Here is a 21,559-nt window from a genome sequence, read left to right on the forward strand (position 1 = left end):
ATGAGCAACAGAATATTATTAGTAGAAGACGATCAGAGTTTCGGAGCAGTGCTGAAGGATTATTTGACGATCAATAACTTTGAGGTAACCCTTGCTACAGACGGAGAGCAAGGTTTGAAAGAATTTACAGAAAATGAATTTGACATCTGTATATTTGACGTAATGATGCCTAAAAAAGACGGGTTTTCATTAGCTGAAGACGTAAAAAAAATCGATAAAAACACCCCTATCATCTTCCTTACAGCAAGAAATATGAGAGAAGATATCCTGAAAGGATACCAACTGGGGGCGGACGACTATATTACAAAGCCGTTTGATACGGAACTTCTTTTATATAAGATCAAAGCGATCCTGCAGAGAAGCTCTACTTTAGAAAATGAAGAGCAGGAGCAGTTCAAGATCAGTAACATTTTCTTCGACTCTATGCTGAGACAGTTGAAAGTTGGTGATAAAGAATATAAACTTTCTCCAAAAGAAAATGAGCTGTTAAAACTTCTCTGTATCCACAGAAACGATTTCATGCCGAGAGATCTGGCTTTGAGAAAGATCTGGAAAAAGGAAAATTACTTTACAGCAAGAAGTATGGACGTCTATATCGCCAAGCTTCGTAAGCTGTTAAAAGACGACGAAGGATTGGAAATCATCAACGTTCACGGAGAAGGATTTAGGCTTTTAGTTAAAAATTAGGCTTAAAAACATATTATAAATATAAAATTAGCAAAACAATTAAAAATGTTTTGCTAATTTTGTTTCATACGATTGGATATGAAAAATACATTTTTAGGCATAATTGCCATTTCCTTATTAGCTGTTTCATGCAATAAAGACGAAAAGCCTACTTATTTAAAAGAAGAAGCAGGTGTTCAACAGCCTGCTGTGGCAGTTAACTCAGCTCCCCAAACTTCCCTGATAGATCAGGCAGGTGTACAGTCCAATCCAAATCCGGCTTCTATTAGTGCAGCTCCGGGAATTAAAAACCCTCCGCATGGACAGCCGGGTCACAGATGTGATATTCCGGTGGGACAGCCTCTTAATGTAAGCCCAACAGCTATACAGACTGCTCCGGGACAAAACCCCAACAATGCCATTAAAATAGATGCCAATTCTGTGTCACAAGGAAAAGTCTCGGTCAGCAATAGCGGAAGTCAGGTCAAAACTCCTCCGGGCATGAACCCTCCCCACGGACAGCCTGGCCACAGATGTGATATTCCGGTAGGACAGCCCCTGAACAGCAAACCGGCACCAACACCAGCCCCACAACCAGTTCAAAGCGCAGCGCAGAATGTCCCGGGACCTGTAACAGCCGCTCCGCCAACAGGTGAAAAACCCAAATTGAATCCTGCCCATGGAGAGCCCTGGCACAATTGTGCATTAAAAGTTGGTGATCCTTTATCTTAATTTTGTATTTTTGCAGAGATGAAGCTGTTTCACATTCTTGCAGTCATTTTTTGTTTAGGAATTTTTTTAGTTCCTAAAGACAGCTTTTACTCTCAATCGATGCAAGATACCTGCTGTAAAGCCAAGTCTGAGCAGAGCGACGACTGCTGCAAAAATCACACTTCAGAAGATAGTAAGGACAACACAACAAAATCTTCATGTAATGACGATTGCTGTTCAACGTGCGTTGCATGCTATACTTATATAGAAACTCCGTTTTCAAAGAATTTACATTTTGAGCTGTCTTATTACAAAGCGAATAAGAATCCACAGTTCCAATATTCACCCCCTCATTTATCAGACCGTTTAAAAGAGATCTGGCAACCTCCTAAACTAGGTTAATTATCCAACTGATCGTCCGTTAAATATTTTAATGGACAGTTTTTAATTAATCTAAATTTTAAAACAAATGAAATTATATATTTCCAAGTTTATTCTTGGGCTATTGATCCTGTCTGTACAATTTATATCAGCACAAAACCTTTTAAAAAGCCAGTTTAAAGTCAAAGGAAACTGCGAAATGTGCCAATCAAGAATAGAAGAAGCAGCCAAAAAAGCAGGTGCTAAATCCGCTGTTTACTCCATTGATCTGCAGATTTTAACCCTGGAAACAGACCGCAAAGTTTCCACAGACGAAATTTTAAAGAAAGTTGCCGATGCAGGCCATGACAATGAAAAGTTCAAATCACCCGATGATACTTATAAAGGTCTTCCGGGGTGCTGTCATTACGAAAGGGATCTTCAGCCTTCTCCTACAGAAGCTCAAGAGCATCACACTAAAAAAGAAAATGAGTTTTATGTAAAAGGAAATTGCGGCTCATGCAAATCCAGAATCGAGAAAGCCGCAAAAACAGCTGGTGCCGATTCCGCAGAATGGAGCGCAGAAAAGCAGACAGTCATTTTAAATTTTGACCCTTCGAAAACATCATCAGATAAGGTTTTAAAAGCTATTGCCGATGCCGGTCATGACAATGAAAAATACAAGACATCTGATGCTGTTTACAAGAACCTTCCGGGATGTTGCCTGTACGACAGAGATATTCCTTTTGGAGATGCCAATCCAAAGGTGCATTTCGAGGAAGAGGCAAAACATGATGACCACAAAGATCATGAACCTGCTCCTACTGAAAGCCATGAGCAGCCCGGGAAAAATATTGAAGGCGTTACCATTACCGGTTCAAAAGCAGCGACTGCATTAAGCAAAAAGGAAGCAGGCCTTGTTTTTAATATTGATAAGAAAGAATTATTGAAAGCAGCTTGCTGTAACCTCTCCGAAAGCTTTGAAACCAATGCAACCGTAGATGTTTCATTCAGCAATGCCGTTACGGGAACCAAACAGCTGAAAATGCTCGGCCTGGATCAAAAATACACAAGTTTAACGAAGGAACTTCTTCCGGAGATCAGAGGATTAGCCTCGGCTTATGGGCTGAATTTCATTCCCGGTCGATGGATCGAAAGCATTCAGCTGACAAAAGGCGGCAGTACAGTAACAAACGGTTACGAAAGTATCACAGGGCAGATTAATACTGAACTTCTGAAAAATGCCAAGGAACCAGAAACTTCTTTGAATATTTTCGCTGATTTTAACGGAAGAGCTGAAGCCAATATCACCAGTGTCTCTCCTATCAATGAAAAATGGTCACAGACATTCTTATTGCACGGAAACGGAACTTTCGGAGATACGGATATGAATGATGATACTTTCTTGGACAGACCGAAAGGAACGCAGATCAATGCAGCCTATCTCCTTAATTATAACGACTTGGAAAAGTCAGGATTCGGGTCTCATTTCGGAATCAATTTTATCCGGGATGAGAGAACAGCCGGACAGGTAGGCTTCGATAAGAAACTGGGGCAGGATAAACAGCCTGCTTACGGTGTAGGCATTGATATTTCAAGATTCCAGGTTTGGAATAAAACAGGATATGTTTTTAAAGGAAAACCTTACCAGAGCTTAGGCTGGATGAACCAGTATGTGTACCATCAGCAGGACAGCTTTTTCGGACTGAGAAATTATGCCGGAAAGCAGCATACTTATTATTCAAATTTAATCTTTGAAAGCATTATCGGGAATACGAATCATAAGTATAAGGCCGGAGCGAGCTTTTTGTATGACGGATATGAGGAAACTTATCTAAAGGACGATATGAAAAGAAATGAAATCGTTCCCGGAATTTTTGCAGAATATACGCTGACAGGATTAAAATATACTTTGGTAGCAGGAGCCCGGGCAGATTTTCATAATCTTGCAGGAACTCAGTTTACCCCAAGAATTAATTTTAAATATGATTTTACACCTCAGACGATCTTAAGACTTTCTGCCGGAAGAGGATTCAGAACAGCTAATGTTTTTGCGGAAAACCAACAGTATTTTGCATCAAACAGAAATATTCAGATTTTGCAGAATGGCGGAAATATTTATGGATTGAGACCTGAAATTGCATGGAACTACGGAGCCAGCTTACAGCAGGAGTTCAAGCTTTTTGGAAGGAAGTCTTCCATCGTGGCAGATTTTTTCAGGACCGATTTCCAGGATCAGGTGCTTGTTGATCTTGACCGTTCCCCGCAACAGCTTACTTTTTATAATTTAGAAGGAAAATCTTTTGCAAATTCTTTCCAGACGCAGTGGGATTTTACACCTTTCAAAAACTTTGACGTAAGACTTGCTTATAAATATTACGATGTTCAGGCAGATTATATTGATGGTAGAAGAACAGTTCCTTTTATGGCCAAACACAGAGGTTTTGTGAATCTTGCCTATGCAACGAATAAAAATAATAAAGGCGGATTCTGGAGTTTTGATACGACCCTGAATTGGGTAGGAAAACAGAGGCTTCCCAATACATTAAGCAACCCTGCTGAATTCCAATTGCCTGTATATTCTGATTCTTACGCTGTTTTGAATGCACAGATCTCAAGGAATTTCAATAAAAAGATCAGAGCTTATTTAGGGGGAGAAAACCTTACGTCTTATTACCAGAAAAATGCAATTGTTGATTTCAGAAATCCTTTTGGAAATTATTTTGATGGCGGGATGGTGTATGCTCCTATCATGAAAGCTAATTTTTATGTAGGACTGGATGTGACTTTCTAAATGTTCTTAACATTGAAGAGTGTAAAGAATCAACAGGTTGATTAATAAATCTTATCAACTAACAACTATAAATAGACTGTTTCAGAACAGTCTATTTTTTTATTAAGTGAAACCGAGTTCGGGATAGGGATTAAATAAACGCAATGATAAACAAAGCTTTAAAAAAGCATTTAACAAAATCTCTTCTATAGATAAACATCTATAATTTATCGATATATATCGATGCTTTTTATAGGGAATTTTATTTTAGAAAGCTGTTACTTTGTACCAGTAAAATTAGCCAATGGGAAATTTTACAAGAAACAAAAATGATGAAACAAAATATTGATGTACAGATAACCTCAAGAACTTTTTGAAAACTTAAAAACACAAATAAAAGAAATTAACTTGGTTGAGAGGTTATTTGATACAAATAAAAAAGACTGTTTTTAAAACAGTCTTTTTTTAATTTTGCAAATATTATCTTCCAAAATCATCCTGTACTCTTACAATATCGTCTTCATCCGAAGGATTGGAAGCATCAGTATGCTGCCATATTTCCGCTACTACACCCCAACCGGATAAACCTATCAGCCTGTGTCTTTCACCCTGCTGAAGCTTGATCTGATCTTTTGGATGATATTCTTTCAGTTCACCTTCTTCATTGGTGGTGCTGGTTTTGATCCCAACCGTTCCTTCGACTACCTGCCATATCTCTGCTCTGCGGTGATGGTATTGCCAGCTTAGACGGGCATTGGGAGCAACAAGAAGAATTTTAGGACTCAGTTTTCCTCCTATTTTTAGACTTTCTACATTAATTCCGTCAAAATACTGATTTGCAAAATCCTGTGCCTGATTTTCATCAATTACAAAAAAACCGCCCCAAGGTCTTGTACTGTCTTTTGCGGCAATGTTGAAACCCTGGGTTTCCAGAATTTTTGCTACTTTATCGAATATTTCTGTTTTCTCTGCACTCATAATTTATTCCTGTTCTAAAATTATTTTTCAAATATAAAGTTTGTTAATCATTATTCCTTTGACATTGAATAAGGAAAGTCTTTTTCTTGTGAGCCTCTTTCTTTATTCGGCTTATTATCCATCTGAAATTCCAACATTGCTCCGTTCATCAGTTCTTTGTGGCTGAGCCAGTTTTTCGAATAAGACCTAAAGTTTACGTTTAATGATTTAACATATAGATTTTCAGCACTATTTTCCGGTGCTGCTATTACAATTTTCTTACCGTTTTCTAAATGGATCACAGCTTCTTTAAAAAGCGGCGCCCCTAAAACATACTGGTCTGTGGCTGGCGTTACCGGATAAAATCCTAAGGCTGAGAACACATACCACGCAGAAGTCTGCCCGTTATCTTCATCACCGCAATAGCCGTCCGGTGTTGCATAGTATAGTTTATCCATCACCTGTCTCGTCCAGTACTGTGTTTTGTATGGCGCTCCGGCATAGTTGTATAAATAGATCATATGCTGGATCGGCTGGTTTCCGTGGGCATACTGTCCCATATTCATGATCTGCATTTCACGGATTTCATGGATGACACTTCCATAATAACTGGCGTCAAAGACTGGCGGAAGAGAGAAAACCTCATCCAGTTTAGCTTCAAATTTCTCTTTACCTCCCATCAATTTAGACAAACCGTCAATATCCTGGAACACTGACCATGTATAATGCCAGCTGTTTCCTTCTGTAAAGGCATCGCCCCATTTGAAGGGATTGAATGGAGACTGAAATTTTCCGTCTTTATTTTTTCCGCGCATCAGTCCGGATTCAGGATCGAAAACGTTTTTGTAGTTGTAGGATCTTTTTTTATAAATATCAATTTCAGAAGCAGGTTTTCCCAGTGCTTTTCCTAACTGGTAAATTGCAAAATCATCGTAGGCATATTCCAGGGTTCTGGCAGCATTTTCATTGATCTTTACATCGTAGGGAACGTATCCTAAAGTATTGTAATACTGCACTCCTCTACGGCCTACAGCATCGATCGGGCCTTCATTATTGGCTCCATGTTTCACTGCCTGCCAAAGGGTTTCCACATCATACCCGCGAAGTCCTTTGATGTAAGCATCAGCAACAACTGAAGCGGAATTGTTTCCTATCATAATATCGGAATATCCCGGGCTGCTCCACTCCGGGAGAAATCCTCCTTCCTTAAAAGTATTGACTAAGCCTTCCTGCATTTCAACATTGATGCTTGGGTAGACCAGGTTCAGAAAAGGATACAGGGCACGGAAAGTATCCCAAAAACCTGTTCCTGCGAACATTTTTCCATCCAGTATTTTTCCGTTGTAAGGACTCCAGTGCTTTACTTTGTTGTCGGCATCGATCTCGTATAATTTCTGAGGGAAGAACAATGTTCTGTAAAGAGAGGAATAGAATGTTCGGATCTGCTGATCTGTTCCGCCTTTCACTTCAATTCTGCCTAAAGTTTTATTCCAGATATTCTTAGCATCTGTTTTTACCTGCTCAAAATTTCTGCTTCCAATTTCTCTCTTCAGATTCAGTTCTGCTTGTTCGAAACTGATGAATGAGGAAGCTGTTCTTGCGTAAACACTTTCTTTATTTTTTAATTTAAATCCAACAATTGCCCCGGCATGTTCGCTTGTAATTTCTAACTGATTCTTTACAAACATGCTGTCTTTCCAGGTAGTCGTTAAATCAAAATCTTTATCAAACTGAATGACAAAGTAGTTTTTGAAATTATTATATTTTCCTCTGGAATATTTTGTGGTATACCCTAGGATTTTTCTTTCTTTAGGGAGAATTTTGACGTAGGAACCTTTGTTTAATGCATCAATTACGACATAAGCACTGTCTGTTTTTGGGAAATCAAATTTGAAAAAAGCTGCTCTTTCCGTTGGGGTAAGTTCTGTCGTCACATTAATATCTGCCAGATAAACGCTGTAGCTGTAAGGCTTAGCATTCTCAGCTTTATGGCTGAACCAGCTTGCCCGTTCTTCCTCCTTAAATTTTAGTTTACCGACTCCCGGCATGATGGCAAAAGCACCATAATCATTCATCCATGGAGATGGCTGATGGGTCTGCTTGAATCCTTTTATCTTGTCTGCATCATAGGTATAAGCCCATCCGTCACCCATTTTTCCGGTTTGCGGAGTCCAGAGATTCATTCCCCATGGCAAGCCTATGGCGGGATAGGTATTCCCATTGGATAAAGACGGTTTGGACTGTGTACCCATCAAAGGATTCACATAATCTGCAGGAAATATTTCCTGGCTAAACGCAAAGACATTTAATAGAATAAAAAAAGTTGAAAATAGAGACTTCATGATATCGTTTTATTAATTATCTGTTGCTTTTCTTCAAAGCATAACCTGCAGCACCGAGAATGGCCGCATCTTCAAAAATAGCGGAAATTTTAATAGGAAGGTTGATTTTATGCTCTTCCAGATGTTGATTTAACCTGTTTTTAAAGTAAGGATAAATTTTTGCGATGTTTCCACCTATGACCAAAACTTCAGGATCATATTTTCTGACATACTTCACAATGAATTCCGCAAATGAATCTGCATAATCATCAAATATTTTGGTCTGAATATCTTCAGGCTTATCCAATAAGTCTTTGGTTCCGGATATTTCCCCTCCTGTTAAAACTTTATAATATTTTACAAACCAACGCGTTGCAAGATAATCTTCACAGATAGACTCTTTGAAAGGTGCATCCCACAGATCTTCATCCGTTGCTTCTTTTCCGTTGTAAAAAGCGGTTCCCAGTCCTGTTCCTAAGGTCACTCCAAAGATTCTGCTGTACTCTTGTACACCCCCTCCAAAAACTTCTCCTTCAAGAAAGGCTCCTGCATCATTTACAAAATGAATCTGATCAGGGGAAACGGAGAGCCTTTCAGCCAATTCTTTTTTAATATTGACCTGATAGATATCGATAAATTTTCCCTGCTGCATCAGCGAAATTCCGTTTTCATAATCAAAAGGACCGGGCATGGCTATACCGATCAAAAGGTCTTTTTTAACCAAATCAACAGCTACTTTTTCAATGGCTGAAATCCAGGCAGAAAAAATAACCTCCTTTTGTCCAAAAGAATCCACATGTTCTCTTACATAGGTAGAAGTAATGATTTTACGTTTTTCAGGATCAACCTGTGCCATGGTTATGTGCGAGCCTCCAATGTCTATTCCTACTATATTCTGCATCATACTATTTCTTTATTTTTCTCTGTAATAATTCTTTTCCTTAAAAGAGGACAGACAGGAAAGTATTTATACTCCCCGCCTGCCCATCCTAAAATCCCCTAATTTTATTTCTACTTTTTATACGTCCACGAGGATTAAGCTTTTATTCTATGATCACTTTTCCAGAAGATTTAACCTTACTGTCTTTTGAATGTATTATATAGGTATAGGTTCCTGCGGATAAATTCTGACTGCTGATCACCATATCATTTCTATCAATTTTTTTGTTTGTTATTAATTTTCCTGCCATATCATATAACGTAATTTCACCGGCTGATTTGTCTTTAATGGTAAAATGAATATCATTTCCTTTTTTAACCGGGTTTGGATATGCATAATTCCTGTGATTTTTTTCAGAAGAAATATCTTTTGTTGATAATGTAGTGCAGGCTACATCTGTTCTCCAGTTGGTATTGGACATTGCGATCAGAGTTGCAAAGTGCGTGTTGGCTGTAGCATCCAGAGCACCGTTTCCACTGCCTTCATTCATTTTCCAGTTGGCTTCAAGGTTGGAAGAATTGGCTGGAACATTGCAGTTATTTGCAAGGATTTCCGCGGGTGTTAATGCTCTTTTCCAAACTCTGAATTCATCCAGGAATCCATTAAGAGTACGGGCATTTTCATAATTCCTGCCCAGGTAAAGAATGCCATTGGCTGTGAAATTCCCTGAAGCAGCTGCACTGGCATCAAGAACACCGTTGATGTAGATTTTCATAGTCGAACCGTCATAAGTCGCTGCGATATGATTCCATGTATTGGTGGTCAGCCCTGTAACACTGTTAAGCTTTACCTGAGCAGATCCGAAACTTAAGATAAATTGCAGCTTATTATTAGCAAGGTTTCCATCTCCAAATCTTAGGATTGCGGAATTACTATCTCCAACTTCGATTCCAATTACTGATGAGATATAGGGAAAATTGGGTTTGAAAGCATTTACTTTTACCCAGCCTTCAAATGTCACTGCGTTTCCGCTAAGATTAAATTGCCCTGCATTCAGATATTGAGTGCTTCCATTGAACGAAAGTGATCTTGCACCAGGGCTCTGCACAGGAGCAAATCCACTGTTGAATGTTGACTCTCCCGAATATACACTGGTGGCTGTTCCACCACATACGGCCTGTACTTTCCATACATAATTCGTATTCTCCGTTAATCCCGGTAAGGTATAAGAGTTTGTGGAAATATTCTGAACATCAGTCCAGGTTGTTGCTACAGCTGTTTTATATTGTAAATTATAGGATGAGGCACTTGCTACCGCATCCCATGATATTTTAGTGGTTGTTCCCAAAAAGCTTTCAGACTTCATGCCGGACGGCGTTCCACATGTACTTCCGGAATTAAAACGGGGAGCAAACAGATAGGTGCTTTTTATGGTTGCTGAACAGTTCGACTGTATTCTCCAGTCATAATCCGTATTCAGGGTCAGGTTATTAACCATAATATTGTTTCCGGAATAATTGCTCGCAATGTTTGTCCAGGTGGTTGAATTGGCAGGCTTATAATCAATATTATACGTCTGGGAGGCATTCCCTGTCCAGTTCAATTTAGCTGAAGTTCCTGTGGTATTGGTTGCTTCAAGTCCTAAAGGCGGATTACATGCATCTCCCTGAGTCCAGGAATAAAGCGGGCCGCTAAGGAGTGTATTTTCATTATAAAGAATATTTGATCCTGTACTCAGATAGCTGGCATTGTTAGCTCCATTAAGATCGTACCACATAAATACTCCATAACCATCATTGATCGTATTGGTAGCAAGAGTGGAAAGTGTAGCGGCAGAAGTGGATTGAGGATTACTGTTCTGTATCCAGGTAGCTGCAGCTGAAAGTTTAGTATTGTTAAGTGGCGGCACTACGGGAGCACTATACGTCCCATAATACGGATTCCAGCTGTAATTGATATAATTTCCGGCTGCATCGCCGTTGTAACTTTGTCTTGATGTTGCCGGACCTAAATAATAAAAGGTGATCAGCTTATCCGGCATTGCGGCCTTTAATTCCTGCAAAAGCATTACAAAAGAGCTGCTGTTGGGCTGCCCGGTCCCGTTGTTGCCATATCCTGCATATTCATCATCAAGATCAATACCGTCCAGACCATAGGTATAAACAGTGTGGGCAAGCTGCCGTGCGAAATCTCTAGCAGCCTCACGATTCGGAAAATTTGAAATTCCGGCTCCCTGGTGATTTCCTAAAATATCCAGCAACACCTTAATGCCTTTTTGCTGTAAAGGTCTTACATAAGTGTTCACATCATTCAACACTTTGGTAACATTATTATTGTTGGAAATGTAAGCTCTGCTTTTAGAAACATCATAATTAATATTAGCAGCAAAAATAATCGCCACATCAAAAAGCTGTCTGTTAGTATTCTGAAGGGTATAAGATCCTACATTCAGCATATTGTTGTTATTCACCTCTACATAGCAAATTCCCAGAGGATTAAGCTGCTGCGCATGAAGCATAGATGTCACCTGGGTGACCAATGCTATCAAAGCAGTAAAAATGGAGTTTTTTTTCATATAATTTTAATTTTTGTGGTTGGTAAAATCATTGGGCCTAAGCCCAATGACTGTTTTTATTTATTTTACAATTAATTTTTCTGTCTGTTTTAAACCTCCGTTCTGAGATTCAAACTGAATGATATAGGTACCCATCGAAAGCTTGGAGAAATCGTACTGATGATCTCCGGCCTGCAATGTTTTTGTTTCTACAATAATTCCATTAAAATTATAAACCGATAATTTTCCTCTGTTATATTCTTCAGGAACAGAAACACTAAGCGGGGAAGATGTACTTACAGGATTTGGATACATTTTGATCTGCTTTTTAGCCGTTACCTGCTCCAGATCTATTGCCTTTTGATTTTTTGCCGCAACTTGAGTTCCTGCAGGACATGGGACATCTGTTCCCCAGTTGGAAGCATCCACACCCGTCAATGTTAATGTAACTCCGTTTCCTGAACTGTCCTGAACAGATGAACCGCTGCCTTCATTGAATTTCCAATAGGCTGCAAGGGAAGTTGCCGGAAGGGTCACATTACACATATTCTGGCTGATCTCTGTCTGGCTTAATGCTCTTTTCCAGACTCTAACCTCATCTACTTTACCGTTGAAATTTCTGGATGTACTGTATAAATACCCTACATTGAAAGCTCCGCTGGAAGAAACGCTTCCTGTCTGGGATTTAGTCGCATCAAGAGTCCCATTGATATAGATTTTCATTGCAGAGCCATCATAAGTTGCAGCAACGTGGTACCATGTATTGGCATTTAATGCTGTAGTGGCAGTCAGTTTTTGCTGTACATTATTGATGCTTACCACAAACTGAAGCTTGTTATTGGCAATATTGGCATCTCCCAAACGCAGGAAAGCTGAATTACTGTCGCTTACTTCCGTACCCATAACTGATGAAATATAAGGAGAGGCTGATTTAAAAGATGATGGCTTTATCCACCCTTCCAATGATAATGCCGATCCGCTTAAAGTAAGATTTCCGGCTGCACCGGACTCACTGCTTCCGTCCAGGGAAAGAGCAGTAGAACCTGAAGGAGCCGTTCCTGTTCCGCTGTTAAATCTCGGAGCAAAAATATAGGTGCTTTTTACGCTGCAGTTCGTTCTGATTCTCCAGTCATATTCAGTATTGACGGTTAACCCTGATATTGTTACTGAAGTAGCAGAAACAGCCGTTGCAGCATTGGTCCAGGTGGCAGAAGAAGCCAGTTTATAATCTACATCATACGTATTGGTTCCCACTGCTGACCAGTTCAGCTTTGCACTCGTTCCGGTAAGGTTGCTGGTAAATAACCCGATAGGAGCATCGCAATTTGTTCCCTGCGTCCACGACTGTAAAGGAGTACTTAAAACCGTCTGTTCCCCATATAGGGTCTGTGTTCCGGCTGAAAGCTGTGATGTTTCATTGGTTCCGTGAAGGTCATACCACATAAATACTCCGTATCCTCCATTTTTAGTCTGGGTAGCCAGGCTGGTGGTAGTAGAATTGGAAGTATTTCCCAGCCATACAGCTGCCGGAGAGATCTGTGCATTGGTAAGAGGCGGAACATTGGGTGCAGAGAAAGTTCCGTACATCGCGTTCCAGCTGTGGTTGACATAATCTCCTACCCTAAGCCCGTTCCAGGAAAGCCTTGAAGCTGCAGGGCCATAATAATAAAAGGTGATCATTTTATTCGGCAGTAAAGCCTTCAATTCCTGTACAAGCATTACAAAAGAACTGGCGTTGGGCTGGCCGGTTCCGTTTTGACCATAGTCTGAATATTCATCATCAAAGTCGATTCCGTCAAGACCGTAAGTGTTCACAGTATGGGCAAGCTGCTGGGCAAAGTCTCTGGCTGCTTCACGGGTTGGAAAATTACAGAGACCCGCTCCCTGATGGTTTCCTAAAATGGTTAATACCACTTTCATTCCTTTCGCCTGAAGCGGCTTTATGTAGGTATCTGCATTGGTCAGTACTTTCGTAACGTTATTGTTACAATACAGGTAAGGTCTGCTTCTGGCTGTATCGTAATTGATATTCGCTGCAAAAATATTGACAACATTAAACAAATATTTACCCGATGTCTGCAACTTATACGATCCGGCATTCAGGATATTATTGTTGTTTACTTCCACATAGCATATTCCCGTAGGGCTAAGCTGCTGTGCATACAGCACAGGGATTGCATGAATGATCATTAAGATCAATGTAGTAAGGGCTTTTTTCATAATGTTTTTTTTAAGTTATTTGATGTATTTATATGTACTCATCTCTCCGGAAAAGGAGGAAAAATGATCAATTACGGACAGAAAATTTCATAAGGCTCTCCCTCAATGAATTCTCTGTAAAACACTGCAACTAAAAAAACGGGAATAAAAGTTATGCTGGCGCCTGCTGCAAATATCAATTCTAAGTCAGTAAATCCTGATTCTCGTTAAAGGTCTTCCATAACAGTTCACCGAATAATGTATTCGCCCATGCAAACCATTCTCTTGTAAATTTCTTGTCATTATCCTTATGGAAGGATTCATGCATAAAGCCAGTCCCTCCATGGGTTTTCTGTAACGTTTCTATGCACCATCTGATCTCTTTTCTGTCTTTGGTGGTAAGGGCTTTCATAATAATGCTCATCGGCCAGATCATATCAAGACCGATATGCGGACCACCGATTCCTTCTGCCAGTTTTCCTTTGAAAAAGAACGGGTTGTCTTTTGACCACACATAATTTCTGGTATTTATATAAACCGGATCATCAGCTTTTACGGCATCCAGGTAAGGAAGCCCTAGAAGGCTTGGACAGTTGGCGTCATCCATTAAATTGTAGCTGCCAAATCCATTGGTTTCAAAGGCATAGATCTTTCCGTATTCAGGATGATCATAGATTCCATATTTCTTGATGGCTGCCTCTACCTCATCGGCAAGGCTGTTTAACTGCTGAGCCAATGCTGTTTCATTTTTGATATTTGAAACCATTTCTGCAGCCTGGCGTAAACTTACTACAGCAAATAAATTGGAAGGAATGAGGAAAGCATAGATGGTAGCATCATCACTTGGCCGAAACATAGAATTGATCAATCCTACGGGGTTTGTCGGATAACCGTAGCCACCCATCGGAATTCCGTCTGTAGCCCAGGCTGTGGTACGCTCGAATTTATATGGGCCCAGGTCTGTTTTTCTCTGTTGCTCTACGAAAGTCTGTAAGGTCAGTTTGATTCCCTGCAGCCAATTGTTATCAAATGGTTTTGTATCTCCTGTGGTTTTCCAGAAATGGTAAGCCAGACGGATAGGATAGCAAAGTGAATCTATCTCCCATTTTCTTTCGTGAGTCCCCGGTTTCATATCTGTATGATCGTATTCTTTCCACTTGCTTATTTTATTGTTATCGTTATAAAAAGCATTGGCATAAGGATCTTTCAGGATGAATTCTGTCTGTTTGTGAATAACTCCGGAAATGAGTTTATGAAGTTTTTCGTCTTTTTTTGAGAACTGCAGGTAAGGGAAAACCTGTGCAGAGCTGTCACGAAGCCACATGGCATCAATATCTCCTGTAATAACGTATGTGTCCGGAGTCCCATTGATTTCTTTATAAAAAACAGTAGTATCTAAAGTATTGGGAAAGCAGTTTTCAAAAAGCCATGACAGCTCTTTGTTTTTCACTTTCTTTTTAAAAGCTGCAATAGCACTTTCTACCGCCTCACTGGTAAATTGTCTTTTATCTTTTGGAACGCGGACCACAGGAAAATCTTCCATGCTTAGCGTTTTTGCGAAAACATTTTGAGTAAACAGTAATCCTGCTCCGGCAATTGCGCTTGTCTTTATAAACTTTCTCCTTTCCATTATACTTTTTGTTTCGTTATTTTTTAGTGATCTATTTTACAGGCTTGCTTCCCATTACAAATTTCAGTTCTCCTCCATTCATAATATCACTGTGGTTAATTTCCCAGCTTTTGAATTCTTTTCCGTTCAGGAACATTTTCTGAACGTACATGTTTTTATCCGAAATCTTATCAGCTATTACTGTGAAGGTTTTTCCATTTTCCAGTTTTAAAGACACCTTCGGAAACTGTGGCGCCCCAATGGCGTAGACAGGTTTTCCGGGAGTCACCGGATAAAATCCTAATGAAGAGAAAATATACCATGCAGACATCTGACCGCAGTCTTCATTATTAACAATACCATCCGGTTTTGCTGCATACATATTATCGCGGATGAATTTGACCATTTTCTGGGTTTTGTAAGGAGCTCCTGCGTAATTGTACAGGTAAGGAACATGATGTCCCGGCTCATCACCAAATCCCAGAGAACCGATGAATCCGGAAATATCTACATGCTGCTCGCCGATCATTTTAAGTTCTTCTGTAAAAGTTTTATCCAGTTTTTCTTCAAAACCTTTTTTTCCGCCATATAAATTCATCATTTCATCGATCTGATGAGGCACGAAAAAATCATACGCCCATATGTTTCCGGAAACCCAGTGCAGCTGTAATTTTTTCCAATCGTTTAAAACAAAATCAGGTAGGAATTCTCCGTTTTTCTGTTTTGGCCAGAAATGGTTATTTTCTTTATTGAATGTATTAAGGAAACTCATAGAACGTTTTTTATACACTTCCGCTTCTTCTTTTTTACCTAATTTTTCGGCAAGCTGCTGAATACACCAGTCGTCATATGCATATTCCAGCGTTGCAGAAACTGAAGCACCGTTTTCGGATGGCGTGTACCCTAATTTGATATAATCGTTAAGACCGCCGCCGCCATCGCTGCTGCTCATTTTGTCCGTTAAGGAAGCATCTTTCATTGCTGCAAATGCTTTCTCCTGATCGATTCCCGGTACCCCTTTGGAAATGGCATCCCAGATTACCGATACACTGTGATAGCCGAGCATACAGAAGTTATCGTACCCACACAACTCCCAGATTGGCATATGGTCTTTTCGATCCGTATACCTGCTGATCAGCGAGTTGGCAAATTCTTTTGTATGTTTCTGATCCATAATGGTCAGCAAAGGATGTGTAGCTCTGAAGCCGTCCCAATAGGAATAGGTACTGTAATTGGTAAACCATTTGGTATTCATGTTTTCCTGAGCGGCAACATAATCTCCGTTGGTATCCATATAGAGATTAGGCGCGATGAAGGTATGATATACTCCGGTGTAGAAGATTTTTCTCTGGTCATCCGTACCGCCGGTCACCTGAAATCTGTTAATGAGATCCCTCCATGTTGTTTGAGCGGTTTCTTTGGCTTTAGCAAAATCTACATTCTTTGCTTCGGCATCAAAGTTTTCCTGTGCACCTTCCGTACTTACAGGAGATATAGAAACTTTTACTTCAATGCTTTCATTCTCCTGAGTGGAAAACCTTACAAAAGCTTTGGCATCTTTGGCAAGAGCGATTTTCTCGTTCTCTTTTATTTTCCCTTCTGAATAGGTTCCATAGGATTTAAAAGGTTTTGAAAACTCCATGACAAAATAAGCAAAACGTTTTCCGCCCCAACCATTGCTGTAGCAGTATCCTTTGATTTTATTGTTTCCTTCTATACTTACAAGCGTATGATAAATATTTCCGAAGATCTTATTGGTAGGATCTATGATAATATTTGACTCTTCGCTCTTTGGAAAAGTGTATTTATGAAAGCCTACTCTTGGAGAAGCCGTCAATTCAGCCTTAATTCCATAGCTGTCTAGCATCACTGAATAATATCCCGGTGATGCAGTTTCTTTTTCATGACTGAATGTAGAACGGTAGCCCGTTTCCGGTTTTTCTTCTGAGCCGGGAAGCATTTTTATTTTCCCGGTCGTGGGCATCACTAAGATATCTCCAAGATCCGCCCAACCTGTTCCGCTGAGATGATTATGACTGAAACCCATGATGGTTTTACTGCTGTAGTGGTATCCTGAGCACCAGTCCCAATCTCCGCTTTTGGTATTCTGATCCGGACTGAGCTGGATCATCCCAAACGGTGTAGTTGCCCCTGGAAAAGTATGACCATGCCCTCCAGTTCCAATAAACGGGTCCACCCATGAAAGAACGTCATCCTTCCGCTGCTGGGCATTTCCGGCATGAGAAAACAGGATCATTGATAAAAATATAAGCAGTTCTTTTTTCATAATCATAATAGGGAAATCTTAAAAATTTCTCAAGATAGGAGTTTATTTAACAATATAAAAACCATAGCAATGATTTCAACAAGCGGAAAAACAAAGGCAAGCGGCATTTTTTTCAGATTTTAATCAGTTTAAAGCGAATTCTTTTTCATAAAATCAATAATTTCTGAAATGTATCCAAACGCAATGGCCACAACAGTATCCGCTGCACCATAATATACAGTTACCTTATCTCCTTCTGAAAGGGCAGCACACGGGAAAACCACATTAGGAATATCCCCTGTGAGCTCGTACAGTTCTGCAGGAGCCAGTAAATAAGGTTTCGTTCTGTACAATACTTTCGATGGGTCTTCAAGATCCAGCAGTGAAGCTCCCATAGAATAACGGAACCCTCTGCAGGTATTGATCACTCCGTGATAAAAAAGGAGCCATCCTTCTTCTGTTTTAATCGGGACAGGACCTGCTCCAATTTTTGTACACTGCCACGCACTGTCTTCAAACGGTGCCACCTTCATTACACAGCGGTGTTCACCCCAGTATTTCATATCCGGACTGTAACTGATGTATATATCTCCAAAAGGGGTATGACCGTTATCACTCGGTCTGCTCAGCATGGCATATTTACCATTGATCTTTTCAGGAAAAAGAACTCCGTTCCTGTTAAAAGGCAGGAATGCATTTTCACACTGAAAGAATTCTTTAAAATCAAAAGTATAGGCAATTCCTATTGTGGGACCATGATATCCGTTGCACCATGTGATCCAGTAGCGGTCTTCTATAAAGGCAACACGAGGATCGTATTTATAGTCAGATTCTATCATTTCAGTATTTCCGGCTTTCATATCAATAGGATCATGGTTGATTTCCCAATTGATCCCGTCTTTACTGAAACCTGCAAAAATATTCATCTGCACGGCTTTGTTATCGCAACGGAAAACTCCTGCGAACCCATCTTCAAAAGGAACCACTGCACTGTTAAAAATGCTGTTGGATGTAGGTATTGCATATCTGCTGATGATCGGATTTGCAGAGTAACGCCACATGATATCACGGCTGTCTTCCGGACGATCCTGCCAAGGGATCTTTGCTGGTTGAAATGTCATAAAGTATTTTTACTTTTATTTATGTATTTAATAAATGATTTAGTGTTCTTTTAATTTTTCAGGATAGGAGAACGGAACCAGAAGTGTTACTATAAAAGCCGGTATGGTGGCTATCAGGACCCAGATGAAAAACATTTTGTATCCTATCCAATCGCTGATCATCCCGCTGAACATTCCGGGAATCATTACCCCCAGATTCATAATACCGGTTGCAAAAGCATAATGGGCTGTTTTATGTTCGCCGGGTGCGATCTGCTGCATGATATAGAGCATAAGCCCTACAAACCCGAATCCGTAGCCAAAATATTCTACGACCACCGCAACGCCTACCGGAAGCAATTCTGTTGGCTGGAAATATGCCAATAATGCATATACTACGAATGGAATGTTAAAAGCAGAACACAGCCAGATCAAAGATCTTTTCAGCCCTCGGGCAGCAATAAAATATCCAGCCAGGACAGATCCCAGAATAAATGCAGCCGACCCGTATGTACCATATATAAGCCCTATATCCGATGTTGATAATCCAAGACCTCCTGAGGTTCTCGGTGCTTTGAAAAACAAGGGGGCAATCTTTATGGCAAATCCTTCTGCAAAACGATACAGGATAATGAACAGTACCGCCCACATGATATTCTTCTTTTTGAAGAAAGAGGTGATCACGTCCAATAGCTCTTTACGGATATTTCCTGCTTTTCTGGTCTCTTTTTCATGTTTATTTTCTTTCGGTAAAACAGTATAATGATACAAAGCCAGTGCAAGAAACAGAAGGCCATAAATTCCCATAATGATCATCCAGGCATTGACAACTCCTTTGGTTTTCTCTAAAACTCCTGCAAAATATACCAGCACTCCACTGCTGATGATTTTGGCCAGATTATAAAAAGCACCCTGCCATCCGATATATTTTGCCTGCTCTTTGTTCGTCAAAAAATTAATATAGGTCCCGTCGGCAGCTATGTCATGTGTTGCTCCGCAGAATGCAACGACCGCAAAAAGAGCAATGCTGTATTTAAAAAAATCAGGCATTGGTAAACTTAATGCAATCAAAGCGAACAGAATTCCTATGGCAAACTGAGTTGCTACAACAAAGAATTTTTTTGTTTTATAGATCTCAAGAAAAGGGCTCCAAAGAGGTTTTAATGTCCAGGAAAACATAATCAGAGCTGTCCAGAATGTAATCTTAGAATCTGAAATCCCCATGTCTTTGTACATAATCCCTGAGACCGCATTAATGGTTACAAAGGGAATTCCCATTGCAAAGTATAATGTTGATATCCAGAAAATCGGTTTTACCGAACGGATTTCTGAGCTGTTGTTTCCCATGTTCAAACTAAAATAGTAAAGAAAAGAGAGCCTCTCAAAAGCATCATTCCGAATTGAAACGAAACTAAAATTGAAGAATCTTTAAAACAAGTGTTTATCCGATATTTCTCCTGCCGAAATGAAAAAATTAAATTTAACCTTTGAGACGGCCTCTTTATCTTTATAATTGATCTGCTTAAAATTATTACTTTTTATCCCACCACAATTTGGTTCCTCCTGTATCGGGACCTCCAAGATACTGCAGGGCCTGAGCATAATTCAGGGTATTGTTTCTGTATTTGGTCGGGATAGGAACCCTTCTGATCATAGCATCAGTGCTGATGGTTCCCTGACTATCATTGAGAACATTTTTGAAAATAACAGGATAACCAGTTCTTCTCTGTTCTGCCCAAGCTTCAGAGCCATCAGGATAAATAGCGATCCATTTCTGGGTCATAATTCTTTCTAGTTTTCTTTCAAAAGAATCTTCTTCATTCCATTTAATGGTAATTGTGCTTAGCATCGGGCTTCCTGCAAGAATACTATTTGATGCATTTTTAGGATCAATATAGGGAGCTTCCTTAGAAATGGCATCTGCTACATAAGTTGCATATGATGCGCTTTTTCCCCATTCAGCAAATGACATTTCGATGCCTTTGTTGTAATTTGTTCCCGCATCTCCTGCCCCGGCATACCCTCTGATGGCAGCTTCCGCTTTCAGGAACCATATTTCCGCAGCAGTAAATACTTTATTTTTACCATTGCTATTGGAAAAATAATCTCCATTAGCAGATGCTGCGATAGGCTGGGAGAAGTCTCCATATCTGTCTTTACTGCCTCCCATATCCACTCCTTGTCTTATTCCTATATATTGTCCGGCTACACTAGGATCGGTAGCAGGTTTAGCATAGGCAGATCTTCTTGGATCATTAAAGCCGTTCATAAATGCCATTAATGGTGCCCCAATTTTACAATCGCCCCACGAATAAATAATATCGCTGAGAGGAGAAGCTCCTCCATAGTTAATCAGTGCATTTGCAGAATTGTCATCAATAAACCCCGCCGGAGATGCTAAAGCCTGTTCTGCGTACAATTTTGATTTGGCAGGATCGGCATAACTCATTCTCATTGCAAATCTTAATTTTAAGGAATTGGCAAGTTTTGCCCAATTAGCCAGGTTACCGCCATATATAAGATCCGATTTAGTAATAACCGCCTTATCTTCAACACCCGGAGTCTGCTGCAGGTCTGAAATAGCAGTAGTAAGGTCTGCAATGAAATTGTTATAAGCTTCCTGCTGTGAATCGAAATCTGTAATTCCCGTTGAAGGGTTAGGGGTTTCAAATTTACTGTAAATGATAGGCCCATGTGCATCCGAGACTTTACTTGCAGAGATTACTTTAAGAATTTTTGCAAGAGCAAGAGATGCCCTAAAATTGATACCCGGATAGTTTTCTTTGATCACAGTGTTGATTGTCTTTGATTTGTCAAAAACATCTTCCAGCTGCGTCATCATAATTCTTTCGTTCCACCCATCCATAATGAAATAAGTGGTATTGTTTCTTCCTCCATTATAGGGGGTAGCTGTACTGAATAAGCCACTAAACATGTCCGCATTAAGGTTGGTCTGCAACTGATAGATCCAGTTGGTAGAACTTTGCTGGTTTCTCTGCATCAATTTCAGGGGATTTACAATCTGCGTGAAATCGGCATTGAAATTTTCAGGACCTCCAATGTATTCCTGGTTATATTTATCAAATTCGCCCGTGCAGCTTAAAGCGGAAAATAGCATACATGCACTGAGTGATATGGTTTTAATATGAGATATTTTCATTTT

The 21,559-nt window shown here is 39.9% G+C and carries 14 protein-coding genes; 4 read left to right on the plus strand and 10 right to left on the minus strand.

Features of this window, described 5'->3' with window-relative positions:
• The 4 genes from J2T03_RS12065 (at window position 1) to J2T03_RS12080 (ending at window position 4,531) form a co-directional block, all read left to right on the plus strand.
• Complete coding sequence (locus tag J2T03_RS12065; protein ID WP_002982671.1) at window positions 1-687, plus strand: response regulator transcription factor; 687 nt, start codon at window positions 1-3, stop codon at window positions 685-687.
• Between the two features lie 78 nt (window positions 688-765).
• Window positions 766-1,398, plus strand: a complete 633-nt coding sequence (locus J2T03_RS12070; RefSeq protein WP_307211428.1) for a hypothetical protein — start codon at window positions 766-768, stop codon at window positions 1,396-1,398.
• 18 nt (window positions 1,399-1,416) lie between these two features.
• On the plus strand, window positions 1,417-1,779 hold the full coding sequence (locus J2T03_RS12075; protein WP_307211430.1) for a hypothetical protein: 363 nt from the start codon (window positions 1,417-1,419) through the stop codon (window positions 1,777-1,779).
• A 67-nt stretch (window positions 1,780-1,846) separates the two neighbouring features.
• Window positions 1,847-4,531, plus strand: a complete 2,685-nt coding sequence (locus J2T03_RS12080; protein ID WP_307211433.1) for a TonB-dependent receptor domain-containing protein — start codon at window positions 1,847-1,849, stop codon at window positions 4,529-4,531.
• 459 nt (window positions 4,532-4,990) lie between these two features.
• Here the strand turns inward: J2T03_RS12080 and J2T03_RS12085 are convergent, their stop codons facing one another.
• From J2T03_RS12085 to J2T03_RS12130, 10 genes are all read right to left on the minus strand, one after another.
• Window positions 4,991-5,488: a phosphoheptose isomerase gene (locus J2T03_RS12085; protein ID WP_307211435.1), complete on the minus strand. Its 498-nt coding sequence runs from the start codon at window positions 5,486-5,488 to the stop codon at window positions 4,991-4,993.
• A gap of 50 nt (window positions 5,489-5,538) precedes the next feature.
• Window positions 5,539-7,809, minus strand: coding sequence for a GH92 family glycosyl hydrolase (locus J2T03_RS12090; protein WP_307211437.1), 2,271 nt, complete (start codon window positions 7,807-7,809; stop codon window positions 5,539-5,541).
• A gap of 16 nt (window positions 7,810-7,825) precedes the next feature.
• Window positions 7,826-8,692, minus strand: a complete 867-nt coding sequence (locus J2T03_RS12095; RefSeq protein ID WP_306840615.1) for an ROK family protein — start codon at window positions 8,690-8,692, stop codon at window positions 7,826-7,828.
• A gap of 139 nt (window positions 8,693-8,831) precedes the next feature.
• Window positions 8,832-11,243, minus strand: coding sequence for an endo-beta-N-acetylglucosaminidase H (locus J2T03_RS12100; RefSeq protein WP_307211439.1), 2,412 nt, complete (start codon window positions 11,241-11,243; stop codon window positions 8,832-8,834).
• A gap of 60 nt (window positions 11,244-11,303) precedes the next feature.
• Window positions 11,304-13,442 (minus strand): endo-beta-N-acetylglucosaminidase H, encoded by a 2,139-nt coding sequence (locus J2T03_RS12105; RefSeq protein WP_307211441.1) that lies wholly within the window; start codon window positions 13,440-13,442, stop codon window positions 11,304-11,306.
• A gap of 181 nt (window positions 13,443-13,623) precedes the next feature.
• Window positions 13,624-15,051, minus strand: coding sequence for a glycoside hydrolase family 125 protein (locus J2T03_RS12110; protein WP_307211443.1), 1,428 nt, complete (start codon window positions 15,049-15,051; stop codon window positions 13,624-13,626).
• Between the two features lie 31 nt (window positions 15,052-15,082).
• Window positions 15,083-17,317 (minus strand): GH92 family glycosyl hydrolase, encoded by a 2,235-nt coding sequence (locus tag J2T03_RS12115; RefSeq protein WP_307211445.1) that lies wholly within the window; start codon window positions 17,315-17,317, stop codon window positions 15,083-15,085.
• A 128-nt stretch (window positions 17,318-17,445) separates the two neighbouring features.
• Window positions 17,446-18,417: a glycoside hydrolase family 130 protein gene (locus tag J2T03_RS12120; protein ID WP_306840624.1), complete on the minus strand. Its 972-nt coding sequence runs from the start codon at window positions 18,415-18,417 to the stop codon at window positions 17,446-17,448.
• A 39-nt stretch (window positions 18,418-18,456) separates the two neighbouring features.
• Entirely contained in the window at window positions 18,457-19,743 is a 1,287-nt protein-coding gene (locus J2T03_RS12125; RefSeq protein ID WP_307211447.1) for an MFS transporter, read from the minus strand.
• A gap of 184 nt (window positions 19,744-19,927) precedes the next feature.
• Window positions 19,928-21,556 carry a SusD/RagB family nutrient-binding outer membrane lipoprotein gene (locus tag J2T03_RS12130; protein ID WP_307211448.1) on the minus strand — a complete coding sequence of 543 codons (1,629 nt, stop codon included), beginning with the start codon at window positions 21,554-21,556 and terminating at the stop codon, window positions 19,928-19,930.
• Window positions 21,557-21,559 lie beyond the last annotated feature (3 nt).

It is taken from the genome of Chryseobacterium lathyri, assembly GCF_030812195.1.
GTDB lineage: Bacteria > Bacteroidota > Bacteroidia > Flavobacteriales > Weeksellaceae > Chryseobacterium > Chryseobacterium lathyri_A.

Coding starts and splice junctions, on each gene's coding strand:
- J2T03_RS12130 (WP_307211448.1), bottom strand. CDS start 21,556: ATGAAAATATCTCATATTAAAACCATATCACTCAGTGCATGTATGCTA.
- J2T03_RS12115 (WP_307211445.1), bottom strand. CDS start 17,317: ATGAAAAAAGAACTGCTTATATTTTTATCAATGATCCTGTTTTCTCAT.
- J2T03_RS12085 (WP_307211435.1), bottom strand. CDS start 5,488: ATGAGTGCAGAGAAAACAGAAATATTCGATAAAGTAGCAAAAATTCTG.
- J2T03_RS12090 (WP_307211437.1), bottom strand. CDS start 7,809: ATGAAGTCTCTATTTTCAACTTTTTTTATTCTATTAAATGTCTTTGCG.
- J2T03_RS12075 (WP_307211430.1), top strand. CDS start 1,417: ATGAAGCTGTTTCACATTCTTGCAGTCATTTTTTGTTTAGGAATTTTT.
- J2T03_RS12100 (WP_307211439.1), bottom strand. CDS start 11,243: ATGAAAAAAAACTCCATTTTTACTGCTTTGATAGCATTGGTCACCCAG.
- J2T03_RS12095 (WP_306840615.1), bottom strand. CDS start 8,692: ATGATGCAGAATATAGTAGGAATAGACATTGGAGGCTCGCACATAACC.
- J2T03_RS12110 (WP_307211443.1), bottom strand. CDS start 15,051: ATGGAAAGGAGAAAGTTTATAAAGACAAGCGCAATTGCCGGAGCAGGA.
- J2T03_RS12105 (WP_307211441.1), bottom strand. CDS start 13,442: ATGAAAAAAGCCCTTACTACATTGATCTTAATGATCATTCATGCAATC.
- J2T03_RS12065 (WP_002982671.1), top strand. CDS start 1: ATGAGCAACAGAATATTATTAGTAGAAGACGATCAGAGTTTCGGAGCA.
- J2T03_RS12125 (WP_307211447.1), bottom strand. CDS start 19,743: ATGGGAAACAACAGCTCAGAAATCCGTTCGGTAAAACCGATTTTCTGG.
- J2T03_RS12120 (WP_306840624.1), bottom strand. CDS start 18,417: ATGACATTTCAACCAGCAAAGATCCCTTGGCAGGATCGTCCGGAAGAC.
- J2T03_RS12070 (WP_307211428.1), top strand. CDS start 766: ATGAAAAATACATTTTTAGGCATAATTGCCATTTCCTTATTAGCTGTT.
- J2T03_RS12080 (WP_307211433.1), top strand. CDS start 1,847: ATGAAATTATATATTTCCAAGTTTATTCTTGGGCTATTGATCCTGTCT.